The sequence below is a fragment of the Chitinophaga sp. genome (assembly GCF_035538455.1).
Lineage (GTDB): Bacteria > Bacteroidota > Bacteroidia > Chitinophagales > Chitinophagaceae > Chitinophaga.
Map to the genome: position 1 here is coordinate 22,518 of NZ_DATLKJ010000156.1, position 17,981 is coordinate 40,498.

Below are 17,981 nucleotides of genomic sequence, written 5' to 3' on the forward strand. Positions count from 1 at the left end.
GTTACGGGCTATTCTAACAAAATAGACAGCTTGCAGACATTGGAAGAAATCCAGGCATTTGTCACTGAATTGAATGGTCATGCCAATGAAGGGGTTATTTCGTTCTTTAAGACAGATATGGATGGCGACGGTTTTACAGATCTCATTATTAATGGGGTAGATAGATTAATGGCGGTAATGGACAGGGGGCGTACCGGATATAAGCTATATCGTATCGATCCATCGGATTACATTTCGAAATATTTATTGCAGAAGATTGACAGCACTGGCAGGCAAAAGTTATTGTTATTGAAAACCACTACGAAGCAAAGCGTTCTGAACAACCGAAAGCGCCTTCCAAAAGTTGATGAGGATACATCTCTCCATAAGCTGCCGCCAATAGATTATTATGCATATAAGGAAGCACAGCGTATCGATACGCTCGTGTACAAATTTAATGGGTTTATTGAATACAATGCAGCTCCTTCGCCATCCAGGTTAAAGTCCATAAGGCTGGCCAGGACCTCCTGTCTGGGCACATGTCCTGTATATAATTTAACGATAAACAGCGATCGCAGTGCAGATTATAATGCTGGTTATTACACCGGGAAGAGCGGGCATTTTACCGGGTTAATCAGAGAAACGGAGTTCAATGAACTCATGCAATTGATAGATTATATTCATGTACAGTCACTGGACGTAAATTACGATATAGACGCAACCGACCACGCTACGGCCCACTTAACAATAATATTTGAGGACGGGCAAGAAAAGTCCATACGGGATTATGGAATGAGCGGTACGCATGGTTTAGGTTTGTTATACAGTTTTATTGATGTGCTTAGGAATTCGCAAAAGTGGGTATGGGACAGGAAGATCCGTTAAACGTCCTGAGAAATGAGCATGCATAAGATATAAAACTCTGTTTATTATACCCCTAGATATACTACTTGCATTTTCCCGTATCATTGTACTATGGAAGGAGATACAACAGGCAACAGTACTATTTACGATGTGATCATCATCGGCGGAGGGCAGAGCGCATTATCAATAGCGTATTATCTTCGTCGTACCAACCTTCGTTACATCCTTCTCGACAGTGAACAACATCCAGGTGGTTCCTGGCAGCATGCGTGGGATTCATTGTCGCTCTTCTCTCCTGCTCAATGGAGCTCCTTGCCTGGTGTTATTATGCCGGGTGGTCAGCAGTATTATCCCAACAAGGAGGAAACACTGACCTATCTGCGCAACTATGAAAACAGGTATCAGTTTCCCGTAGAACGATCTGTAACGGTTACTGCTGTTGAAAAAAATGATGCCTACTTTCTGCTGCATACTACGTCAGGCCAATACCAGGCCCGCGCTGTTGTGAGTGCTACCGGCAGCTTTGCAAATCCTTATACACCACCGATTCCAGGCAGAGAACAATTCCGTGGCCCAGTACTCCATTCTTCTGAATACCGTGACCCCAATCTCTTCGCGGGGCAACGTGTAGCCGTGGTTGGTGAAGGAAATTCCGGTGCACAAATACTTGCTGAAGTATCACAGGTAGCGGATACGATGTGGATTACCCGTCAGCCGCCCAGCTTTCTACCTGATCATATTGACGGCAAATATCTTTTTGACGCAGCCACTATGCAATACGAGGCACGCAAACAAGGCCGGGATTTTCAGCCGCCCTCACTGGGACATATCGTAGCTGTTCCCACAGTTGTAGCCGCCCGTGAAAGAGGCGTATATGATTCCTATTACGGTGCATTCGATCATTTTACGGAAGAGGGCATTGCCTGGAGCAACGGACAACGGGAACGCACCGACGCAGTTATCTTTTGCACCGGCTTTCGTCCGGTGCTGCATCATTTACATCCTTTAGGCATTACTTCTCCCGACGGCAGAATCGCCACACAGGGTACCAGAGCCACCGCCATCGACGGCTTATGGCTGGTTGGTTACGGCTCCTGGACCGGCTTTGCATCCGCCACGCTCATCGGTGTAGGACGTACTGCGAGGCAAACCGTAGAAGAGCTGAACAACTTTTTGATGTAGATCAATCGGAAAAGATGGAGCTCCCGGCACTTGCCACACCCTCTACTTTTTTTTGGCGGGGTGGTCCTTTTTGGGGATTATTTTCTTTATTTGCTGTGCATCGGCAATATCCATTTTTCTCCCAGACGCTATCTTATTTACCAACAGTTCTTGTAATCCGATATACCATATTTCCAGGCCTCCCTCGACAATCTTTTGCCGATTTCCATAAGCCTCCTGAAAATCTACACCGTCAATATTGTTAAGTATATCAATTCGCAAAGGAGGATAACCAATCTGTGAAATATATCCAGGTTGTAAAAAATCCTCTTTTTCAAATCCTAAAGAAGTCATTCCAAAATCATCAATAACCCTAAGCAGCTTTTCTGCATTCTTGTCGGACACATCGATCCAGATATCTAAATCTCCTGTATAACGTGGCTTTCCATGAAAAGCCATTGCATAGCCACCCACTATCATGTATTCAACTTCATGCTTATTGAGCAACGCGATAAAATCCTCAAAATCTTTGGCTAATATCATTGTCTTTGCTTTATTTTTTTGATCATCGTTTTATCCATCCGCTGTCCCTTTTCAAGCATCTGTCCAACCAAAAAAGTTACAGCCTCCGCCCTTTTAATGACCGGTTGGGATAACCAATATTGCCAATCGCGCATTTCCTCTTCAGCGTTCTTCATTTGCACCCTACGTAAAACAGGAACAATAGCCCTTGAAGTTTGTTGAATGGATTTGGGTTTTGCAATAATTTCCTTTCTCTCTACCCGGATTTGGTCATTATCGTAAGCCGTCTTGCCTTTACTCAAATAGTTATTGAGTGTATTGTAATTGTATTGAGGATAGCTGAGACAAAAGTTCTTCAAATTAGAAAAAACCTCTACCTGTACTTGTTGTTTCCAATGTACCAGCACTACCCGCTTATTTCTAGGAGTCTGTTGTTTCATACACAAATTTAACAAATATTATGCCTTTATTTGTCAAAAATACTTCTGTAAGCAGTAAAATAAATTCGAAATTTGTGTAACCCATTATGTGATTATTCTTTGCTTATATTACTCACATTGGCATAGGACGTACTGCAAGGCAAACCGCAGAAGAGCTGAACAACTTTTTGATGTAGATCAATGTTTACCCCCTTTTCCTGCCCCAATTTTGCATCATGAAAAATAAGAACGCCGGTCAGCTGACCAGGCGATAACAATTTCCCACCTACATCATATCTGCTGCGACACGGCCTGATAGCCCGTCTGGCGGAGCTATGCGCGGGAATATACACAACCGTAATAAATGACCAACTAACATGACAACGTATACTTCGGAAAAATGGAACAACAAAGTCAACAAGCGATTATTCAGATGGCTCATCATAACAGTATGTTCATTGGATCTATCTGCGAGCTTTGCGCAACAGAAAACACTGGGTCTTGCTGAGACCGTTCGACTGGCTGTTGACAACAGTCATACGCTTAGCCTGTTGCAAGCCAGGATCAGGGAAGCCGCCAGCAGGTATAAACAGGCAAATGACGATCTATTGCTGCCCAATGCCACAGCCAGCGCCGCAGTGAGCCATGCAGAAACGCCTGCGCATCATATTATACTGGGTTCACTCGATCTGCTAATGCCCGAAAGATCTGAATCCTATACCGGTAAAGTAGCTATCAGCAAAACGATCTACAGCGGCTCCAAGCTGCAATATGCCACCAGAACCGCGGCGTTGATGCAGGACCTATCCAGGCTTGATCTTGAAAAAAACAGGGACGCTGTAATACTCACCGCTATTGAACTCTACGGTGAGTTATATAAAGTAACCAAAGAACTGGAAGTAGCTATCAGGCATAGCAAATCGGCAGACAGCCTGGTAGCGCAGGCCGAAGCATTCTGGGAAACAGGCATCGTTACGAAGAATGATGTGTTGCGGTTCAGGCTCAGAAGATCAGAGATAGGTATCAACATCACAGACCTTCAGGCGAACTACAACATTATTAACTATCAGCTGCTGGTATTACTGAACCTTCCTGAAAGCATCAGGATAACACCGCAGCAGATATTGCCGGAACTACCGGTAGCTACAGATCTCAGCCGGTATATACAGGATGCGCTGCAACAGCGTCCGGAACTGCAACAGGTAAATGTACAGACAACCATCGACAGTCTGGCGGTGAGATCCATACGTGCAGAGACCCTGCCCAGGCTCGATATTAATACCGGTGTGAACTACTTCCATGCAGGTTCTGCATTCATTCCTGCCTCCGGCAGTTATCTCGCCCAATTCTCTATCGGTGCAGGCATCTCCTGGAACTTCTCTTCGCTATGGTTTAACAAAAACAATCTGTCCACAGCAAAGATCAGGTATCAGCAGAACAGTATCGAAAAGAGCATTCGCACCGATGTGATCAGAACGGAGGTGAACACCAGCTATCAGCGCTATCTACAGGGTCTCAGTAAAATACAACTGCTGGAAGATGCTATCCGGGAGGCTACTGAAAACAACCGGATGCAGGAAGAAAGATACCGCAACAATGTAGTCACTGTCATTGAGCGTATTGATGCCGACACACAATTGTATCAATCGCTCGCCAGCCTGGAAGTGGCCAGGGCAGAGTCAGGTGTGGCATGGTACCGGTTATTGAAAGCCACTGGTAAATTATTCAGATAAACTCATAAAAAAACGAATGATGGAAATAAGCAGCAAAAGAAAAAAGATGATTATACAGGCCATCCTGGCATGCGTTTTCGTGGCGGGCGTGGTATTCGGGATAAAGAACTACCTCTATTACACTACGCATGAAGATACTGACGATGCGCAGATAGACGGAGACCTGAGCGCTGTAGTTGCCCGTGTTGGCGGCTATGTGGATACGATTGCGTTTGAAGACAATCAACGTGTGGAGAAAGGGCAGCTACTGGTGAAGCTCGATGAAAAAGAGTACCGGCTGAAACTTGAACAAGCCCTCTCCTCGCAGAAAGTAGCCGGGTCCCGGATTGGCGCTGCCATGACAGCAGTAACTACTACACAGGTATCTTCCGATGTCGACAAAGCTGAAACAGATGCCGCTAAAGCAAGCCTGTGGCAGGCGCAGCAGGATTACAACCGTTATGCTGCACTGATTAAAAGCGGTTCTGTTCCCCAGCAGCAATACGACAAAGCCAAAGCCACACTGGATGCCTCCACCGCAGTGTACCAGGCAGCCGTAGACAAACATCGCGCTGCCATTGCAGAAATAGACAACAGCCGTTCGCAACTGGCTGTTACCAACAGTGAGCTTACACAGCAACAGGTAGCCATTGATTATGCGTCGTTGTTATTATCGTATACCAATATACAAGCGCCGGTATCCGGCATCGTCACTAAACGGCGCATACAGAAAGGGCAGCTGGTACAGGCAGGACAGACACTGTTTGCCGTAGTGGATGAAAGCAACATCTATGTAACCGCCAACTTCAAGGAAACGCAGATGCGCAATATTCATGAAGGCCAGGAAGCTACGATCAGCGTAGATGCATTTCCGGATATACCTGTCAAAGGCGAGGTATACAACTATGCAGGCACCACCGGCGCAAAGATAGCGCTGCTGCCACCGGACAATGCCACCGGTAACTTTGTGAAGGTAGTACAACGCATCCCGGTTAAGATAAAGATCAATGCATCCAGGGAACTCCTCTCGAGGATAAGGCCCGGGATGAATGTGGAAGTTTCTGTGAAAACAAAATAACAGTACCATGGCAGAGAAAGGATTAAAAAAATGGATTATCACGGTCACCATGGTGCTGGCCTGCATGCTGGAGTTTCTTGACACGACCATAGTCAATGTAGCGATACCACATATCCAGGGAAACATGGGCGCCATCCTGGAAGATGTAGCCTGGGTAACTACCGGTTATGCCATTGCCAACGTGATCATATTACCGATGTCGGGCTGGTTGGGTGGTCGTTTTGGAAGGAAGAACTATTTCCTCTTTTCCATCATTATGTTCACGATTGCCTCTTTTTTATGTGGCAATGCATCCACGCTCACAGAACTGATAGCCTTCCGTATCCTGCAGGGGCTGGCTGGCGGTGGACTGATCTCCACGGCCCAGGCGATACTGCTGGAAACATGGCCACCGGAAGAAAGAGGTACCGCCACCGCCATCTTCGGATTTGGCGCGGTGGTGGGTCCTACCGTGGCGCCCGCACTGGGCGGCTATCTTACAGACACGCTGTCGTGGCCCTGGGTGTTTTACATCAACCTTCCGCTGGGCGCTATTGCTGCATTCCTCACCTATTCCTATGTAAAGGAAACGCCGAAAGACATGCAGGGCAAGCCTGTTGACTGGTGGGGGATTCTCCTCCTGGTGGTAGCAGTAGGCAGTCTTCAGACTGTATTGGAAAAAGGCGAAGAGAAAGACTGGTTTGCCACCGGCTACATCACCGTGCTTACTGTTACTGCGCTGGTGGGTATTGCGCTTTTCATCTGGCGAGAGCTGCGCACAGACCATCCCGTGGTAAACCTCCGGCTGTTCCGCTACCGCAGCTTTTCGGCGGGCATGGTTACCTCTTTTGTTTTTGGGATAGGATTGTATGGATCGGTATTTATTTTTCCGCAGTTCTGTCAGACGCTACTTGGCTTCTCTGCACAGCAAACGGGATTACTGCTGCTGCCAGGGCAGTTGTTTACCGTTATGCTGATGCCAACTGTGGGCAAGCTGCTGAAAAAGGGCATCGCGCCGCAATGGTTTGTGATAGCGGGTTTCAGTTGCTTCTTCGTTTTCCCTACCTTGATGAGCAAGGCTACACTCAGCTCAGGCATAACGGACTTCTACTTCCCGCTGAACTTTCGCGGTATTGGTATAGGCATGCTCTTCGTACCACTGATCACGTTGGCGATAAAGGATCTCAATGGTCCTGAGATAGGCCAGGGCGCCGGGTTGTATAACATGATGCGGCAGCTGGGCGGTTCATTTGGTATTGCTGGGCTGGCCACCAAGATACATATTGGTAATGGCACACACCGCAACTATCTGCTGGAACATGTTAATGAATACAATCCACTTTTTGCGGACAGAATCCGGGAATATACCACTGCATTCAGCGGTAAGGGCTTCTCTCCCGCTGATGCTATGCAGGCCGCCGTGGCGGCCATGGACAGGACCATCAACAAACAGGCGTTGCTGCTCTCTTTCACCGATGCATACCAGTTGCTCGGGATTGTAATGCTGTGTTGCGTTCCACTGGTTTTTTTACAGGGAATGAAGAAGAAGCAGGTGGCATTACCTGCTGATGCACATTGATCAATAATCACAAACCACATCAACATGAACCCGATCATCATGGAAGGTCGTATCATCAACAACACCAGGCTCACGGCGGGCAGCAGGCATCTGAAAATATTTGTGGAGCATTTCCCAACAGTTGATGCGGTTGCCATTACAGGATATGCGTTACCGTTATTCGCCGGAGATGCGTACCAGACAGGCGCTCCCTTACTTCGCACTCCCGTGTGGGATATGGACCCGCTGCATTGTACGATTGATATTGTGATCACGCCAGGTGTACAGACGCCGCTGCATCACCGTATCCTGAATAGTGCACCGGGCGGCCTTCTACAGTTGCTGCCGCCGGAGCCAGTGATGGAGTTGCAGGAAGATACGGCTACTTATTACTTCATTGGCAATGCCACATCACTGGCTTTCCTATATCAGGTGAACAGGAACCTGCCATTTGTAAAGAACGTGGAAAGCCTTATTATCAGTGATGTTGCAGGAATGTTCTTTCCTGATACAGATAGAAGTCACCCCTTCTGTTACGAGGTTATTTATCCGTTCAATGCGGAACGGGTGATCGATTTTTTCACCAGTCGCTATCCACACCCCGGGTCTGATGCTACTTTTATACTGGCAGCAGATCCAGTTACCAATCATGCATTCACTCATTTTTTCACCAGGCAATGGGGTATTGATGAAAAGCGGATAAAAATTGCGACTTTCGAGGATATTTAATTTATTAACCAGCGTTTACCTGTTGCAGAGGAATATAACATGGGGATCTTACAGATAACAAAAGAAGAGCAGGAACTGATGCTGTCCCGGTTCCGGGTGATGCATGCAGACAAAGATGAAATACTGGTACGTGAGGGCATGGCATCCAACAGGATGTTCTTTGTGAAGAAAGGGTGTCTGCGCATTTATTTTCTGCAGGCAGATGGCACTGAAGCTACCCGCTACATTGCTTTTGAAAATAATTTTGCTACAGCGCTGATGGCTTTTATTACACAGGAACCTTCCCTGGAATATGTACAGGCGCTTGAAAGCAGCGAATTGCTGTACATCAGCCGGGGGGAGTTTTATGACATGATGAACAAAGTTCCGGGCTGGGAACATTTTTACAGAAAATACCTGGAATCAGCGTATGTCAATAATACGAACCGGCTTATGAGCTTCATTACGATGGATGCAACTGCCAGATATAAGCTACTGCTGGAAGAAAATCCCGCTATAGTGCAGCGTCTCTCCAATAAGATGGTGGCCAATTACCTGGGTATTACACAGGAAGCATTGAGCAGGCTGAAAAGCAAATTGAGCAAGGGTTGAGTAGCTTTTAACCATTAGTATTTGGCATCAGGAACTAAAAGCTAAAAACAGTACTTATTTTGAAGACAATTCCTTCCTGATCCTGCTCAGGAATTCAGGCGTGATACCAATATAAGAAGCGATCTGTGTGTTGGGAAGGCGATTGATCAGGTGTGGATATTTGTTGAGAAATGAGCGATACCTTTCAGCAGCCGTAGAGCTAAAGTTCTGTAACAGCCTGTTTTGCAGTTCCACGAGACTATCTTCCGCCATGACCCTGAAGATGCGATTGAATTTTGGGTAATCAGTGTAGAATAATATCAGGTCTTTCTTTTCCAGTTGTAATACGATCGATGGCTCTACCGCTTCCATATACAGGCGGGAGGGCTTTTCTGTATGGAAGCTACCGATGTCGGCCAGCCATTCATTTTCCGCTGCAAACTGGAGATTGTGCTCATAACCGTTTACATCAATATAATACAATTTAAGGCAGCCTTGCTCCACGAAGGTATAATGCCTGCATATCTCACCTTCCTGCAACAGAAACTGCCTGCGCTTTATTTTTCGCAGATGTGTTCTTTGTGCCAGTTCATCCAGCTCTTCTTCACTCAATGGAAGAAATCCCTGCAAGTGTTTTACCAGTGAGGCGATATCCGACATATCTATCTATCATGTGTGTTAACTGATTCAAGATAGCATTATTACCGATAACGGCAAACAGCGCGCGGCGGTTAAGGTTCTGTTAAAATGCCCCTACCTATATAGGGGGCAGCACAATACCCGCACGTTTAATATCTGGAAACAATGTTTAATCACAGGGGTCTGCCGGTATCTGTTTTGAAAAACCTGTATGTGTAGCTGATGCCCGCCCTTATTAAGATCTGTATTTATGCTGCTGTCGTATACCAGGCGCAAGCTGAAACCTATATTGCTGACATTGACGGCTATCTTCTTCAGTACTTTCGGCTGCAGGAAGCAGACTTATTGCAATGTGGAATATACCAGCAGCGATGATATTCCTTACATAGATCTGCTCAGTGGTCATGACTGGCAGCATTTCTCCCGCGCGGAGGTAAAGCCGCAGGGGATACTGATACGCGGGGCCTCAGCGCTTCCGTATAACCGCAATGGGCCGCTGCTGAAGGTAAAGGGTGATTTTATCCTCTCTGCGACTATCAATATACAATCGAAAAAAAGCGCCTTAATATATTTCTGTGGCCAACTTCCGGATACCTGTGGCGATTGGTTGCAGAAAAGCAAGTACATTGCCATAGGCGTGGAAAAAGAAATGCTAAGGCTGGTTATACATAACGGGGAATTGACCATTGAAAAGCCTTCTGTGGATATTGGCGACCCCACCACGATACAGTTCCTGCTCAAAAAGAATGGTAACCGGATTGAATACTATGTGAATAATGTGCTGGCCGGCAGCTTTCATGATATTGACGGCATTTTTGAACAAGGCCGGATATACTTTGGCGCCGAAGCCGAAGCCGGCAGCAGTTTTCTGCTCAGCAAGCTACAGGCGAAACCGGCCAATGCAACAGCCCGCATGGAAGTATACGACAACAAAATACAAGCAGCCCCCGTGGGCAATCACTTCTGAATCATAACAGCAAATGCTTAAATTAGTGGCCTGAAACACAGGTTATGGATGATAAAGGCTACATTAGCTATCGTATAAGCGTTCCTGTTATTTTTGAATCGCTGTTCACGCATTTCTATGTAGCAGCCAATAATACCGGAGAGGACATACGGAAAACCTTTGTGCCTTCCTTCCAGACCATTATGGTTTTCAGTTTTGGAAAAGAAGTGAGCTTTCATACAGCGGACCACCATGCCGTAGCAGTAGATAAATGTATAGTGCTTGGGCCTGTAAGACAGCCATTCAGCTATACGCTGACACCTGGCGCCGAAATATTCGTAGCTAATTTCCGCGGCGACGGCTTCTATCGGTTCTTTGGACAGGCCCTGGTGGAAGGCGATCTTCCCGTATTACCAGATGATCTGATCCACGACAACTGCTTCACAGCCCTCTGGCATACCCTGAAATCTGTGCACAACACAGAAGACCGCGTAACCTGCCTTCTGGAATTCAGCCGTCCCTATATCAGGCAGCAGGATGATGTGGCCGGCGCTATACTCTCCGCCGCCGCTGACCCTACAAAGGATATTATCAAATCTACCGCTGCCCTCACAGGCGAGACTGCACGTAATATACAACTGAAACAGAAAAAGTATTTCGGCTATTCTGCTAAAGAAAAAGCCCGCTTCCAGCGTTTCCTGAAAGCGATAGAACTGATACAGCAACTGGCTGCCGGCAATACCAGAACAGATTGGTTTGAGGTTGTGGACCAATGCGGCTACTACGACCAGAGCCAGCTTATCCGCGACTTCAGACACTTCCTGAACCTTACTCCTGGCGCATTTTTACAATTCCAGCAGGACATCTGTCTCACCACCCTCTGAACGTTTTCGTTTTCTTACAATACCAGCAACACATGCGCTGGTAATTTTGTGTCATAAAATTATTCATTTATGACACAACACAACACATCTTCTATCCTGATCACCGGCAGCACCGGTACTATTGGCTCCGCACTTACACAAATCTTATCCGCACAACAGATACCTTTCCGTGCCATGGTACGCAAGCCTGAAGACGCCACACAACTTTCACAGCTTCCTTATGCTGAAGTAATCGTTGGTGATTTTAACGATACAACCAGCATCCGCCAGGCGCTGCAGGGCACAAAAAAAGCGTTTCTGCTGACCAACTCCTCAGAGCTGGCGGAACAACAGCAGCTTGGTTTTGTAGCCGCAGCGGCAGATGCCGGTGTACAACATATTGTAAAGCTCTCCCAGCTGAAAGCCGATGAGCAGTCGCCCGTGCGTTTCCTGCGCTATCATGCCAAAGTAGAGAATGCTATCAAAGCGTCCGGTATGGCCTATACTTTTCTCCGGCCTAATCTGTTCATGCAGGGGCTGCTAGGTTTCCGCATGCCCATCATCCACCAGGGCAAGTTCTTCGCCACCGCAGGCAATGCCCGCATCAGTATGATAGACATCCGGGATATTGCCGCAGTAGCGGCCGCCGCGCTGACCGATGATCAGCACAGGAACAAAACCTATACACTCACAGGCGCCGAAGCCTTCACACATGAAGAAGCCGCCGCCATGCTTTCAGAAGTACTGCAACGTGATATTCAATATATCAATGTATCAGATACAGAACTGCAGGATGCCCTTGTAAGCAATGGTTTCCCTGCCTGGCAGGCAGAAGGGCTGATAGAAGATTACGCCCACTATGCCCGTGGAGAAGCCGCAGATCTTACAGATGATATTCATACCGTAACCGGCAGAACACCTTTCACCTTCAGGAATTTTGTGAATGACTATGCTGATTTTTTCAAATAATACTCAAGAGCGCTGTATTCCGGTTATCCGTTTTACAGCGTTGCCCTTTTATAAATATGGAAATGAGGATACAACAACCATGACATCGTGAAACTGAAAGTTCCGGATGATGATTACCGTCAGGGAGCGTACTTTCACAAGAAGATGAAGAAAGGCGCACTGGGTATCTCCTATGATAAAAACTAATCCTATTTCGCCTGCAGGTGTTCTTTCACGAGCAGTTTCTTCACCTCTTTCTGCAGGTCTTTGCCTCCTTTTACGAGAGTGATGGCATGCTTGTGTTTTACCTGGTCGGCGGGCATGTGCCGGAGGCCCCAGCCTCCAATCTCCACCATGATGGGGAGGAGATCAATGCCTTTGGAGGTAAGACTGTAAATCTGTTTTTGCTTATGATCAGGATCCTGACGTTTGCTGATGATGCCTTTGCTTTCCAGCATGTTGAGGCGATCAGTTAAAATATTAGAGGCGATTTTTTCTTCTGATTGTAATAGTTCGCGGAAATATCTCTTTCCGTCAAACATGATATCTCTGATAATTAAAAGACTCCATTTATCTCCAAATATCTCCAACCCCAGGCTCACCGGGCAATTCGATCTGTGTTGCTCCATCTCCGACTAATTCCGTTTTAAAAAAAAGCTGCATTTTACGACTATTTATTCACACTTTATCTGATTGTGAAATTAAAGCAGCCTAAAAAAGCAATCAGCAAATATATTGCCGGAATTGTTCTGCAACCAATTGTAGTATGCCCGTTACTGTTGGGTGGATGTATAATGAAGTGCAAACGAAAAAAGGTTACGCCGGCATTATTGCGATAAGCGTAACCTTTCCCTTTTATTCTTTCTCATGCATATCTCAGCCAGTGGATGATCAATAGAGATACCTCAATGCAATGATGTCGTTGCTATTGAAGGTACGGTTACCTCCGTTGGAGCAAGCCAACATCCATGAATTAGCATCAGGACCGCTAGGAGTACCGGGGATCTGCACAGCACCGACGCCACCATCGCCTTCATCGATAGGATCGCCGCCACAGCTATAGGAGCGGTCCATATAGTCTGTGTGACGCATGCCGATGCAATGGCCGATTTCATGTTGAATAACAGATCCAACGTATTGTACGTTAGGATTACTGCCGTAAGCATCAGGGTGTGTGTTCATTGCAACCTCACTGTATGGATTTCCATTTTCCGGGAAGCCGGAATATCCCAGTGTAATATAACCTCCACTGGGGCCTTCATAGAAACCCTGAATAGTAATGTCAGCAGTACCGCTGGTGACACGTCTGAACTTGAGGTCCAGGTTCAATGCGTTATAACGCTGAATAGCCAGGTCAGTGCCCTGTACAAAAGCAGTACCCAGGCCGGATACACGTACGGTGAAAGTGCGTGGCAGCCCAGATACCAGTTCATAAGTGCTGTATTGTTCTGATTTAGCAACCCTGATCTTGCTGCCAGCTGGTGTGGCTGAAGTCAGTGATTTAGTGCTCAGATAGATGTCGCCTTCTACCAGGTATCCATCTTTGTAAGGGTGTACATTACTTGTGCCGAAACCTTTGGCTTTGATCTGTGATAATACGGCATCAGAGATCTTCTGTGGTTCATTGCTGGTTCCCTTATTTTCTTTTTTACATGAAACAGTCAGTGTACCTGCTATCAGGCAAAAAAGTGCTAGGAGAGTGTAGTTTTTCATTGGTCTAGATTTTGGGTTTTGATTTGGATTTAATAATGCCTGCATGAAAAAAGTTATCTGTACAGCTATGGCGTATAGCTATGCGGGTGATTTGTCAAGTAAACACGCTCGTATCCCTGAAACAATCCAGGATGGCCAATAAAACGGGTATTACAATGGCCAGATATTATTTCTGCATTACAAACACTTAACCTGAAATTGTGGGAAACTACTTTTCTTTAGTTGATAATGATTTGCTCAGTTTGGGTTCGTTCGGATTAGCGATAAAGATTATGGCTCAGCTTACGATTTTCGTTGTAACTCTATATCAGTATATCAATATTACGACTTTCCCGTTATTCAAAAAAAATATTTTACAACTTTGAAGTAAAAGAGCTCATATCGGTTAAACTTACACGGTAATATTTCCAACTTTCTTCTATGTTACCATAGCCATGATAGAAAACATGTACGCGTCATGCCTCTGATATCTGCTGCCATACTATGTTTCAGCCAGATAATTATGGCATACTCACATTCTGTGACCATCAGGGAATGGTGATGCCGTTTTTCCTGATCATGACATAACATGCACACATCATATCAATACCGCAAACGGCCGTGGCCAGTGCTGCTCCGGCGCCTATGAGCATGTACGCCCGGCCGGGCGTTTCACCGCCTGCCAATATATACATCCCCGTTAGTGTAACAAAGCAGGTCCACGCGGCGAGGTAGTAAGCGGTGTTCCTTCTGAATGCCCATGCAACCGGATAGAAGTGCAAACCTGTAGCCAACGCAATGACCGGAATAGCACCGTTCCACTGTTCGGGCGACAACAATACGGTTGTCACCGCGAAGAGTAATAACAATTCGCAGGTGATCACAATACCGTATAAGATGCCCTGTCCGCGGTACGCTGCGTAATCAGTTGTTGTGTCTGTGGATGAGAAACGGCTGGATGCAGAGAAAGAACAGGCCGCACAGATAGTAAGCAGTCCACTATAAACGAAGAATATCCACACTACGAGGCGACTGGTTGCGTCATCCATTCCCAGTGAAGCCACCTGTGTCCAGAAAACGGTGAAAAGGGCCATCATCAGCATGGTTGTGGCAGTTATCCGGATGGCTCTACGGGGTGTCATTTTATTGTAGCTCATAAGATGGGGTCCCAGCTTACAAGTTAGCGTATCATACTGCGTTCAAAAAATCAGTCATAGACTGATCTGTGGTGAGGTTGAGTTTTTTGCGCAACCGGTAACGCCGGATCTCCACTCCACGAACGGATATTGCCATCAATCGTGCAATTTCTTTTGTGGATAACTTCAGCTGAAGATAAGCACACACTTTCAGATCGGAGTTGGAAAGCGTTGGGAATCTTGCTTTCAGCTTCTTTAAAAAATCGTTGTTGATCTCGTCGAAATGTTTTGCAAACTGTTCCCAGTTGGCATCATTTTTTTCTGCATCGTTCAGTAATGACAGCACATTTTTAATTTCGGTGCTTTTATTATTCTTCTTATAAATATCTTCCAGCATTTCCTTCACCTTCACCAGCGCATCATTTCTCTCCACCAGGTGCATAGAGGCATCCGCCAGCGCGTTGTTCTTGTAGGTAATTTCGCTGGCCATCTTTTCGTTCTGCAATTTCATGATTTCTTTTTCACTTTTCTCCATCTCCAGCTGATGAATGTATTTCAAACGCTTCTGCTCTTCATCAAACCGGCGCTGTTGCAGGTGTAATTTTTTCTGCTGCCACTCCTGGAGAAAATACAGTAGCCCACCAAACAGTAACGCATATATGATATAAGCCCACACTGTTTTATACCAGGCCGGGCTGACCACAAAGCTATAGCTGACTACAGCAGATTCATTTCCCAGATTATCATGTGCCTTTACATTGAAAGTATATCTTCCATCAGGCAGGTTCGTATAATCCTTTTCTGATTTCAACGACCAGGCGGACCATTGCGGGTCGTAGCCCTCCAGCTGATAGCTGTATTCAATATTGTTCTGCAAGCCGTAGGCCGGCGAGCTGTATTCGAAATGAAAGGCATTGTCCTTACGCGGCCAGCGGATAGCTGACTGTTGCTGTAAAGGTTGATAGCCGCCGAAGATGACGCTGTCCTGCTTCCCGGAAGCCCTCACCTGATGCAACAATACGGTGACCTGTTGTTTACCGGAAATATATTTTTCGTAGTTGAGGTGTATCATTCCCCGGTCAGAGCCGATGAAGACATTCTGTTTATCGTAAGGATAAATATTTTCGAAGCCCAGCAATATTTTTCCGTTCAGCTCCGGGAACCAGGTGATACCTGAAGATTTATCGGAGGACGTTTGATGGAAGCTAGCTACCCCCATCTGTTTACCGCTGCAAAACCAGATATTTTCGTCCGCATCTTCGTTCAGGTAGCGGATCTCCATTGTTCCGAATACCGGTTTAAGAAATGCAGAAGGCACGAATTTCTTTGATGCAGCGTCGTATTCATATACGCCACGCGTGGTGCCAAATACCACCCTGTTCCTTATTTTGAACACATAATTTCCCAGTGCGGAAGGTAATCCATCTTTATCGGTATATAATTGCGGTGTAATGCTTTTACCATCATCAGACAGCTGAAGCCTGTATACGCCACGATAAGGATGCGAAGCCCATATGGTATTATCGTTGTCTATCTCCAGAAAACGCAATGACTCCTGGATGCCGTCCAGTTTACCTTTGCCGGTGAACGCTTCTCCGCCGGATTCCAGCAATTCCACTCCACTGTAGGTGCCCACCAATATTTTATGCACCGGGTACACAGATGATACCGGCTTGAAGATCCAGGTGCCTATGCCGTCAATCAATGACCTTGCCGTATTATTTTCTATCACATAGCAGCCGGTATGCTGCCCCATTAATATATGCCGGTTCACTTCATCCAGGCGCCATACTTCGCCGCGGCTTTCAGGAATACGCTTGAACTCACCCTTCGAAAAACTCAGATCGCCGCTACCTGTAAGCGGTACGCTATAGGCGCCGTCTGAGGTGCCGATATACAGCTGCCTGTTGAAGATACGTGTGGAGTAACCGGATACTTCGTTGTTTTTATTGGGAGCAATATATTTTATCGCGGCATTGTATGCGATAAAAGAGATACCGTTATTCAATCCTGCCCACAGGTTACGGTCTTTGTCGAGGAAGACACTGAGCACATTGTTGTTCTGTAATCCTTCGGTGCGGGCGATTTTCTGGATTACATGTCCTTTGAAATCCATGACCATACAACCCTCCGTGGTAGTGCCGGCTACCAGTTCGGTGGGATTGATCTGCTCCGAAGTAGTAATGCGTTTGTTGGTAAAAGCGCCTTCCGGATCGGGGAGCGAGGTGAGTATGGCATCTTTATATAAAAGATACAGACCGTTGTATTCCGTGGTGATGAGCAGGCTGTCGGCGCTGATCTTAGCCATGCCTGATATTTCCACTTTGCCGAGTGAGCCTGAAGTAACGGCTGGCAACCATTCCTGGTTGTGCAGCCGCAGCAGGCCGGTGGACTTATCCTGTGCATAGAGCTGATCGCCGACTTTCCGGAGATAAAGCCATGCCTCCCTGGTGGGATATACTTTGATGCTGCCATTACGGTATTCCAGGATGCGGTCTGAAGCCTGGAAGAAGACGCCACCTTTAAAGATTTCTATCTTCCAGACATCTGCCAGTTTATTTTGTGACTTTGGAAGAATATCTTTGAGGGATGTATAGATGAGCTGACCGTTGGGTGCAGGAGAGAAATAACCGATTTCATCCTGACCACCTGCATAAATACGGTTATCATTATCGATGGCGAGGGCCCGCACGATCGTTTTATTGGGAAGCGGATAAATTTTCCAGTGGCTACCATCGTAGACGAGCATCCCTTCGTTGTTGGCGAAGTACATAATCCCGCGGCTATCCTGTTTGATATCCCATGTTTGTGTTCCTGCCAGATAGTCATTCTTATTATAATTGATCAAACGCGGCAACCCAATGGTGTTCTGGGCGATGCCGGCCAGCGCAAAAAGGTGAAATAGGATAAGTAGACAACAGCATTTCATGAAATAAAGATAATTTTTCCCATGATGTAGTAATGATGTATTTTATTTTTATTGAAAACCAGCAATTTACAAAAACGTGATGCAGTAGAGATGTAGTGTTTTTATTTGTGCTGTATACCTGAAACGTTAATTTTAGTCCCATAAATCAACCAGGTTTTTATCCACAACTACCTGCAACGCCTATACGCCATGAACTGATACCGGAACCAAAGCACCCAATATAAAAACACCCGATCATTTACCTGGTTACCCAGGTC

17 protein-coding genes are annotated in these 17,981 nt (G+C 46.3%); 10 read left to right on the forward strand and 7 right to left on the reverse strand.

From position 1 onward, the window contains the following. Positions 1 to 30 precede the first annotated feature (30 nt). Entirely contained in the window at positions 31 to 864 is an 834-nt protein-coding gene (locus VM802_RS19425; RefSeq protein ID WP_325533600.1) for a DUF6438 domain-containing protein, read from the forward strand. A gap of 90 nt (positions 865 to 954) precedes the next feature. Further along, positions 955 to 2,025 carry an ArsO family NAD(P)H-dependent flavin-containing monooxygenase gene (locus VM802_RS19430; protein ID WP_325533602.1) on the forward strand — a complete coding sequence of 357 codons (1,071 nt, stop codon included), beginning with the start codon at positions 955 to 957 and terminating at the stop codon, positions 2,023 to 2,025. A 42-nt stretch (positions 2,026 to 2,067) separates the two neighbouring features. Here VM802_RS19430 and VM802_RS19435 read toward each other — a convergent pair whose 3' ends face one another. Further along, positions 2,068 to 2,547 carry a nucleotidyltransferase gene (locus VM802_RS19435; protein WP_325533604.1) on the reverse strand — a complete coding sequence of 160 codons (480 nt, stop codon included), beginning with the start codon at positions 2,545 to 2,547 and terminating at the stop codon, positions 2,068 to 2,070. Beyond that, positions 2,544 to 2,966 (reverse strand): hypothetical protein, encoded by a 423-nt coding sequence (locus tag VM802_RS19440; RefSeq protein WP_325533606.1) that lies wholly within the window; start codon positions 2,964 to 2,966, stop codon positions 2,544 to 2,546. Before VM802_RS19440 ends, VM802_RS19435 begins: the two co-directional genes overlap by 4 nt. 356 nt (positions 2,967 to 3,322) lie before the next feature. Between VM802_RS19440 and VM802_RS19445 the strand changes: the two genes are divergently transcribed. Genes VM802_RS19445 through VM802_RS19465 form a run of 5 tightly spaced genes read left to right on the forward strand, consistent with a single transcriptional unit; the run spans position 3,323 to position 8,592 of the window. Further along, positions 3,323 to 4,678 (forward strand): TolC family protein, encoded by a 1,356-nt coding sequence (locus VM802_RS19445; RefSeq protein WP_325533608.1) that lies wholly within the window; start codon positions 3,323 to 3,325, stop codon positions 4,676 to 4,678. A 46-nt stretch (positions 4,679 to 4,724) separates the two neighbouring features. Continuing rightward, entirely contained in the window at positions 4,725 to 5,735 is a 1,011-nt protein-coding gene (locus VM802_RS19450) for an HlyD family secretion protein (protein WP_325533610.1), read from the forward strand. A 7-nt stretch (positions 5,736 to 5,742) separates the two neighbouring features. Then, positions 5,743 to 7,293, forward strand: coding sequence for a DHA2 family efflux MFS transporter permease subunit (locus tag VM802_RS19455; RefSeq protein ID WP_325533612.1), 1,551 nt, complete (start codon positions 5,743 to 5,745; stop codon positions 7,291 to 7,293). A 24-nt stretch (positions 7,294 to 7,317) separates the two neighbouring features. Beyond that, positions 7,318 to 8,001 carry a hypothetical protein gene (locus tag VM802_RS19460; RefSeq protein ID WP_325533614.1) on the forward strand — a complete coding sequence of 228 codons (684 nt, stop codon included), beginning with the start codon at positions 7,318 to 7,320 and terminating at the stop codon, positions 7,999 to 8,001. 39 nt (positions 8,002 to 8,040) lie between these two features. Further along, positions 8,041 to 8,592: a Crp/Fnr family transcriptional regulator gene (locus VM802_RS19465; protein ID WP_325533616.1), complete on the forward strand. Its 552-nt coding sequence runs from the start codon at positions 8,041 to 8,043 to the stop codon at positions 8,590 to 8,592. A gap of 54 nt (positions 8,593 to 8,646) precedes the next feature. Here VM802_RS19465 and VM802_RS19470 read toward each other — a convergent pair whose 3' ends face one another. Continuing rightward, positions 8,647 to 9,231 carry a Crp/Fnr family transcriptional regulator gene (locus VM802_RS19470; protein ID WP_325533618.1) on the reverse strand — a complete coding sequence of 195 codons (585 nt, stop codon included), beginning with the start codon at positions 9,229 to 9,231 and terminating at the stop codon, positions 8,647 to 8,649. 229 nt (positions 9,232 to 9,460) lie between these two features. On the opposite strand from VM802_RS19470, the gene VM802_RS19475 reads away from it, so the two are divergent. From VM802_RS19475 to VM802_RS19485, 3 genes are all read left to right on the forward strand, one after another. Further along, positions 9,461 to 10,177, forward strand: a complete 717-nt coding sequence (locus VM802_RS19475) for a hypothetical protein (protein WP_325533620.1) — start codon at positions 9,461 to 9,463, stop codon at positions 10,175 to 10,177. Positions 10,178 to 10,221: 44 nt separating this feature from the next. Beyond that, on the forward strand, positions 10,222 to 11,040 hold the full coding sequence (locus VM802_RS19480) for an AraC family transcriptional regulator (RefSeq protein ID WP_325533622.1): 819 nt from the start codon (positions 10,222 to 10,224) through the stop codon (positions 11,038 to 11,040). A 69-nt stretch (positions 11,041 to 11,109) separates the two neighbouring features. Further along, positions 11,110 to 11,988 (forward strand): SDR family oxidoreductase, encoded by an 879-nt coding sequence (locus tag VM802_RS19485; RefSeq protein ID WP_325533624.1) that lies wholly within the window; start codon positions 11,110 to 11,112, stop codon positions 11,986 to 11,988. 188 nt (positions 11,989 to 12,176) lie between these two features. On the opposite strand, the gene VM802_RS19490 is transcribed toward VM802_RS19485, so the two are convergent. The 4 genes from VM802_RS19490 to VM802_RS19505 form a co-directional block, all read right to left on the reverse strand. Next, the gene (locus VM802_RS19490; protein WP_325533626.1) at positions 12,177 to 12,596 is read right to left on the reverse strand and encodes a winged helix-turn-helix transcriptional regulator; all 420 of its coding nucleotides are present in this window, start codon (positions 12,594 to 12,596) and stop codon (positions 12,177 to 12,179) included. Between the two features lie 262 nt (positions 12,597 to 12,858). Then, positions 12,859 to 13,680 (reverse strand): M57 family metalloprotease, encoded by an 822-nt coding sequence (locus tag VM802_RS19495; protein ID WP_325533627.1) that lies wholly within the window; start codon positions 13,678 to 13,680, stop codon positions 12,859 to 12,861. Positions 13,681 to 14,207: 527 nt separating this feature from the next. After that, a complete protein-coding gene (locus VM802_RS19500; RefSeq protein WP_325533629.1) occupies positions 14,208 to 14,816 on the reverse strand; it encodes a hypothetical protein in 609 nt (202 codons plus the stop codon). Positions 14,817 to 14,847: 31 nt separating this feature from the next. Further along, the gene (locus VM802_RS19505) at positions 14,848 to 17,724 is read right to left on the reverse strand and encodes a triple tyrosine motif-containing protein (protein ID WP_325533631.1); all 2,877 of its coding nucleotides are present in this window, start codon (positions 17,722 to 17,724) and stop codon (positions 14,848 to 14,850) included. Positions 17,725 to 17,981: the final 257 nt, after the last annotated feature.

Bases quoted from the DNA above. Each gene is read 5' to 3' on its own strand.
- VM802_RS19430 (WP_325533602.1), top strand. From the start codon at position 955: ATGGAAGGAGATACAACAGGCAACAGTACTATTTACGATGTGATCATC.
- VM802_RS19470 (WP_325533618.1), bottom strand. From the start codon at position 9,231: ATGTCGGATATCGCCTCACTGGTAAAACACTTGCAGGGATTTCTTCCA.
- VM802_RS19445 (WP_325533608.1), top strand. From the start codon at position 3,323: ATGACAACGTATACTTCGGAAAAATGGAACAACAAAGTCAACAAGCGA.
- VM802_RS19480 (WP_325533622.1), top strand. From the start codon at position 10,222: ATGGATGATAAAGGCTACATTAGCTATCGTATAAGCGTTCCTGTTATT.
- VM802_RS19500 (WP_325533629.1), bottom strand. From the start codon at position 14,816: ATGAGCTACAATAAAATGACACCCCGTAGAGCCATCCGGATAACTGCC.
- VM802_RS19485 (WP_325533624.1), top strand. From the start codon at position 11,110: ATGACACAACACAACACATCTTCTATCCTGATCACCGGCAGCACCGGT.
- VM802_RS19460 (WP_325533614.1), top strand. From the start codon at position 7,318: ATGAACCCGATCATCATGGAAGGTCGTATCATCAACAACACCAGGCTC.
- VM802_RS19505 (WP_325533631.1), bottom strand. From the start codon at position 17,724: ATGAAATGCTGTTGTCTACTTATCCTATTTCACCTTTTTGCGCTGGCC.
- VM802_RS19450 (WP_325533610.1), top strand. From the start codon at position 4,725: ATGATTATACAGGCCATCCTGGCATGCGTTTTCGTGGCGGGCGTGGTA.
- VM802_RS19435 (WP_325533604.1), bottom strand. From the start codon at position 2,547: ATGATATTAGCCAAAGATTTTGAGGATTTTATCGCGTTGCTCAATAAG.
- VM802_RS19490 (WP_325533626.1), bottom strand. From the start codon at position 12,596: ATGGAGCAACACAGATCGAATTGCCCGGTGAGCCTGGGGTTGGAGATA.
- VM802_RS19475 (WP_325533620.1), top strand. From the start codon at position 9,461: ATGCTGCTGTCGTATACCAGGCGCAAGCTGAAACCTATATTGCTGACA.
- VM802_RS19455 (WP_325533612.1), top strand. From the start codon at position 5,743: ATGGCAGAGAAAGGATTAAAAAAATGGATTATCACGGTCACCATGGTG.
- VM802_RS19495 (WP_325533627.1), bottom strand. From the start codon at position 13,680: ATGAAAAACTACACTCTCCTAGCACTTTTTTGCCTGATAGCAGGTACA.
- VM802_RS19465 (WP_325533616.1), top strand. From the start codon at position 8,041: ATGGGGATCTTACAGATAACAAAAGAAGAGCAGGAACTGATGCTGTCC.
- VM802_RS19440 (WP_325533606.1), bottom strand. From the start codon at position 2,966: ATGAAACAACAGACTCCTAGAAATAAGCGGGTAGTGCTGGTACATTGG.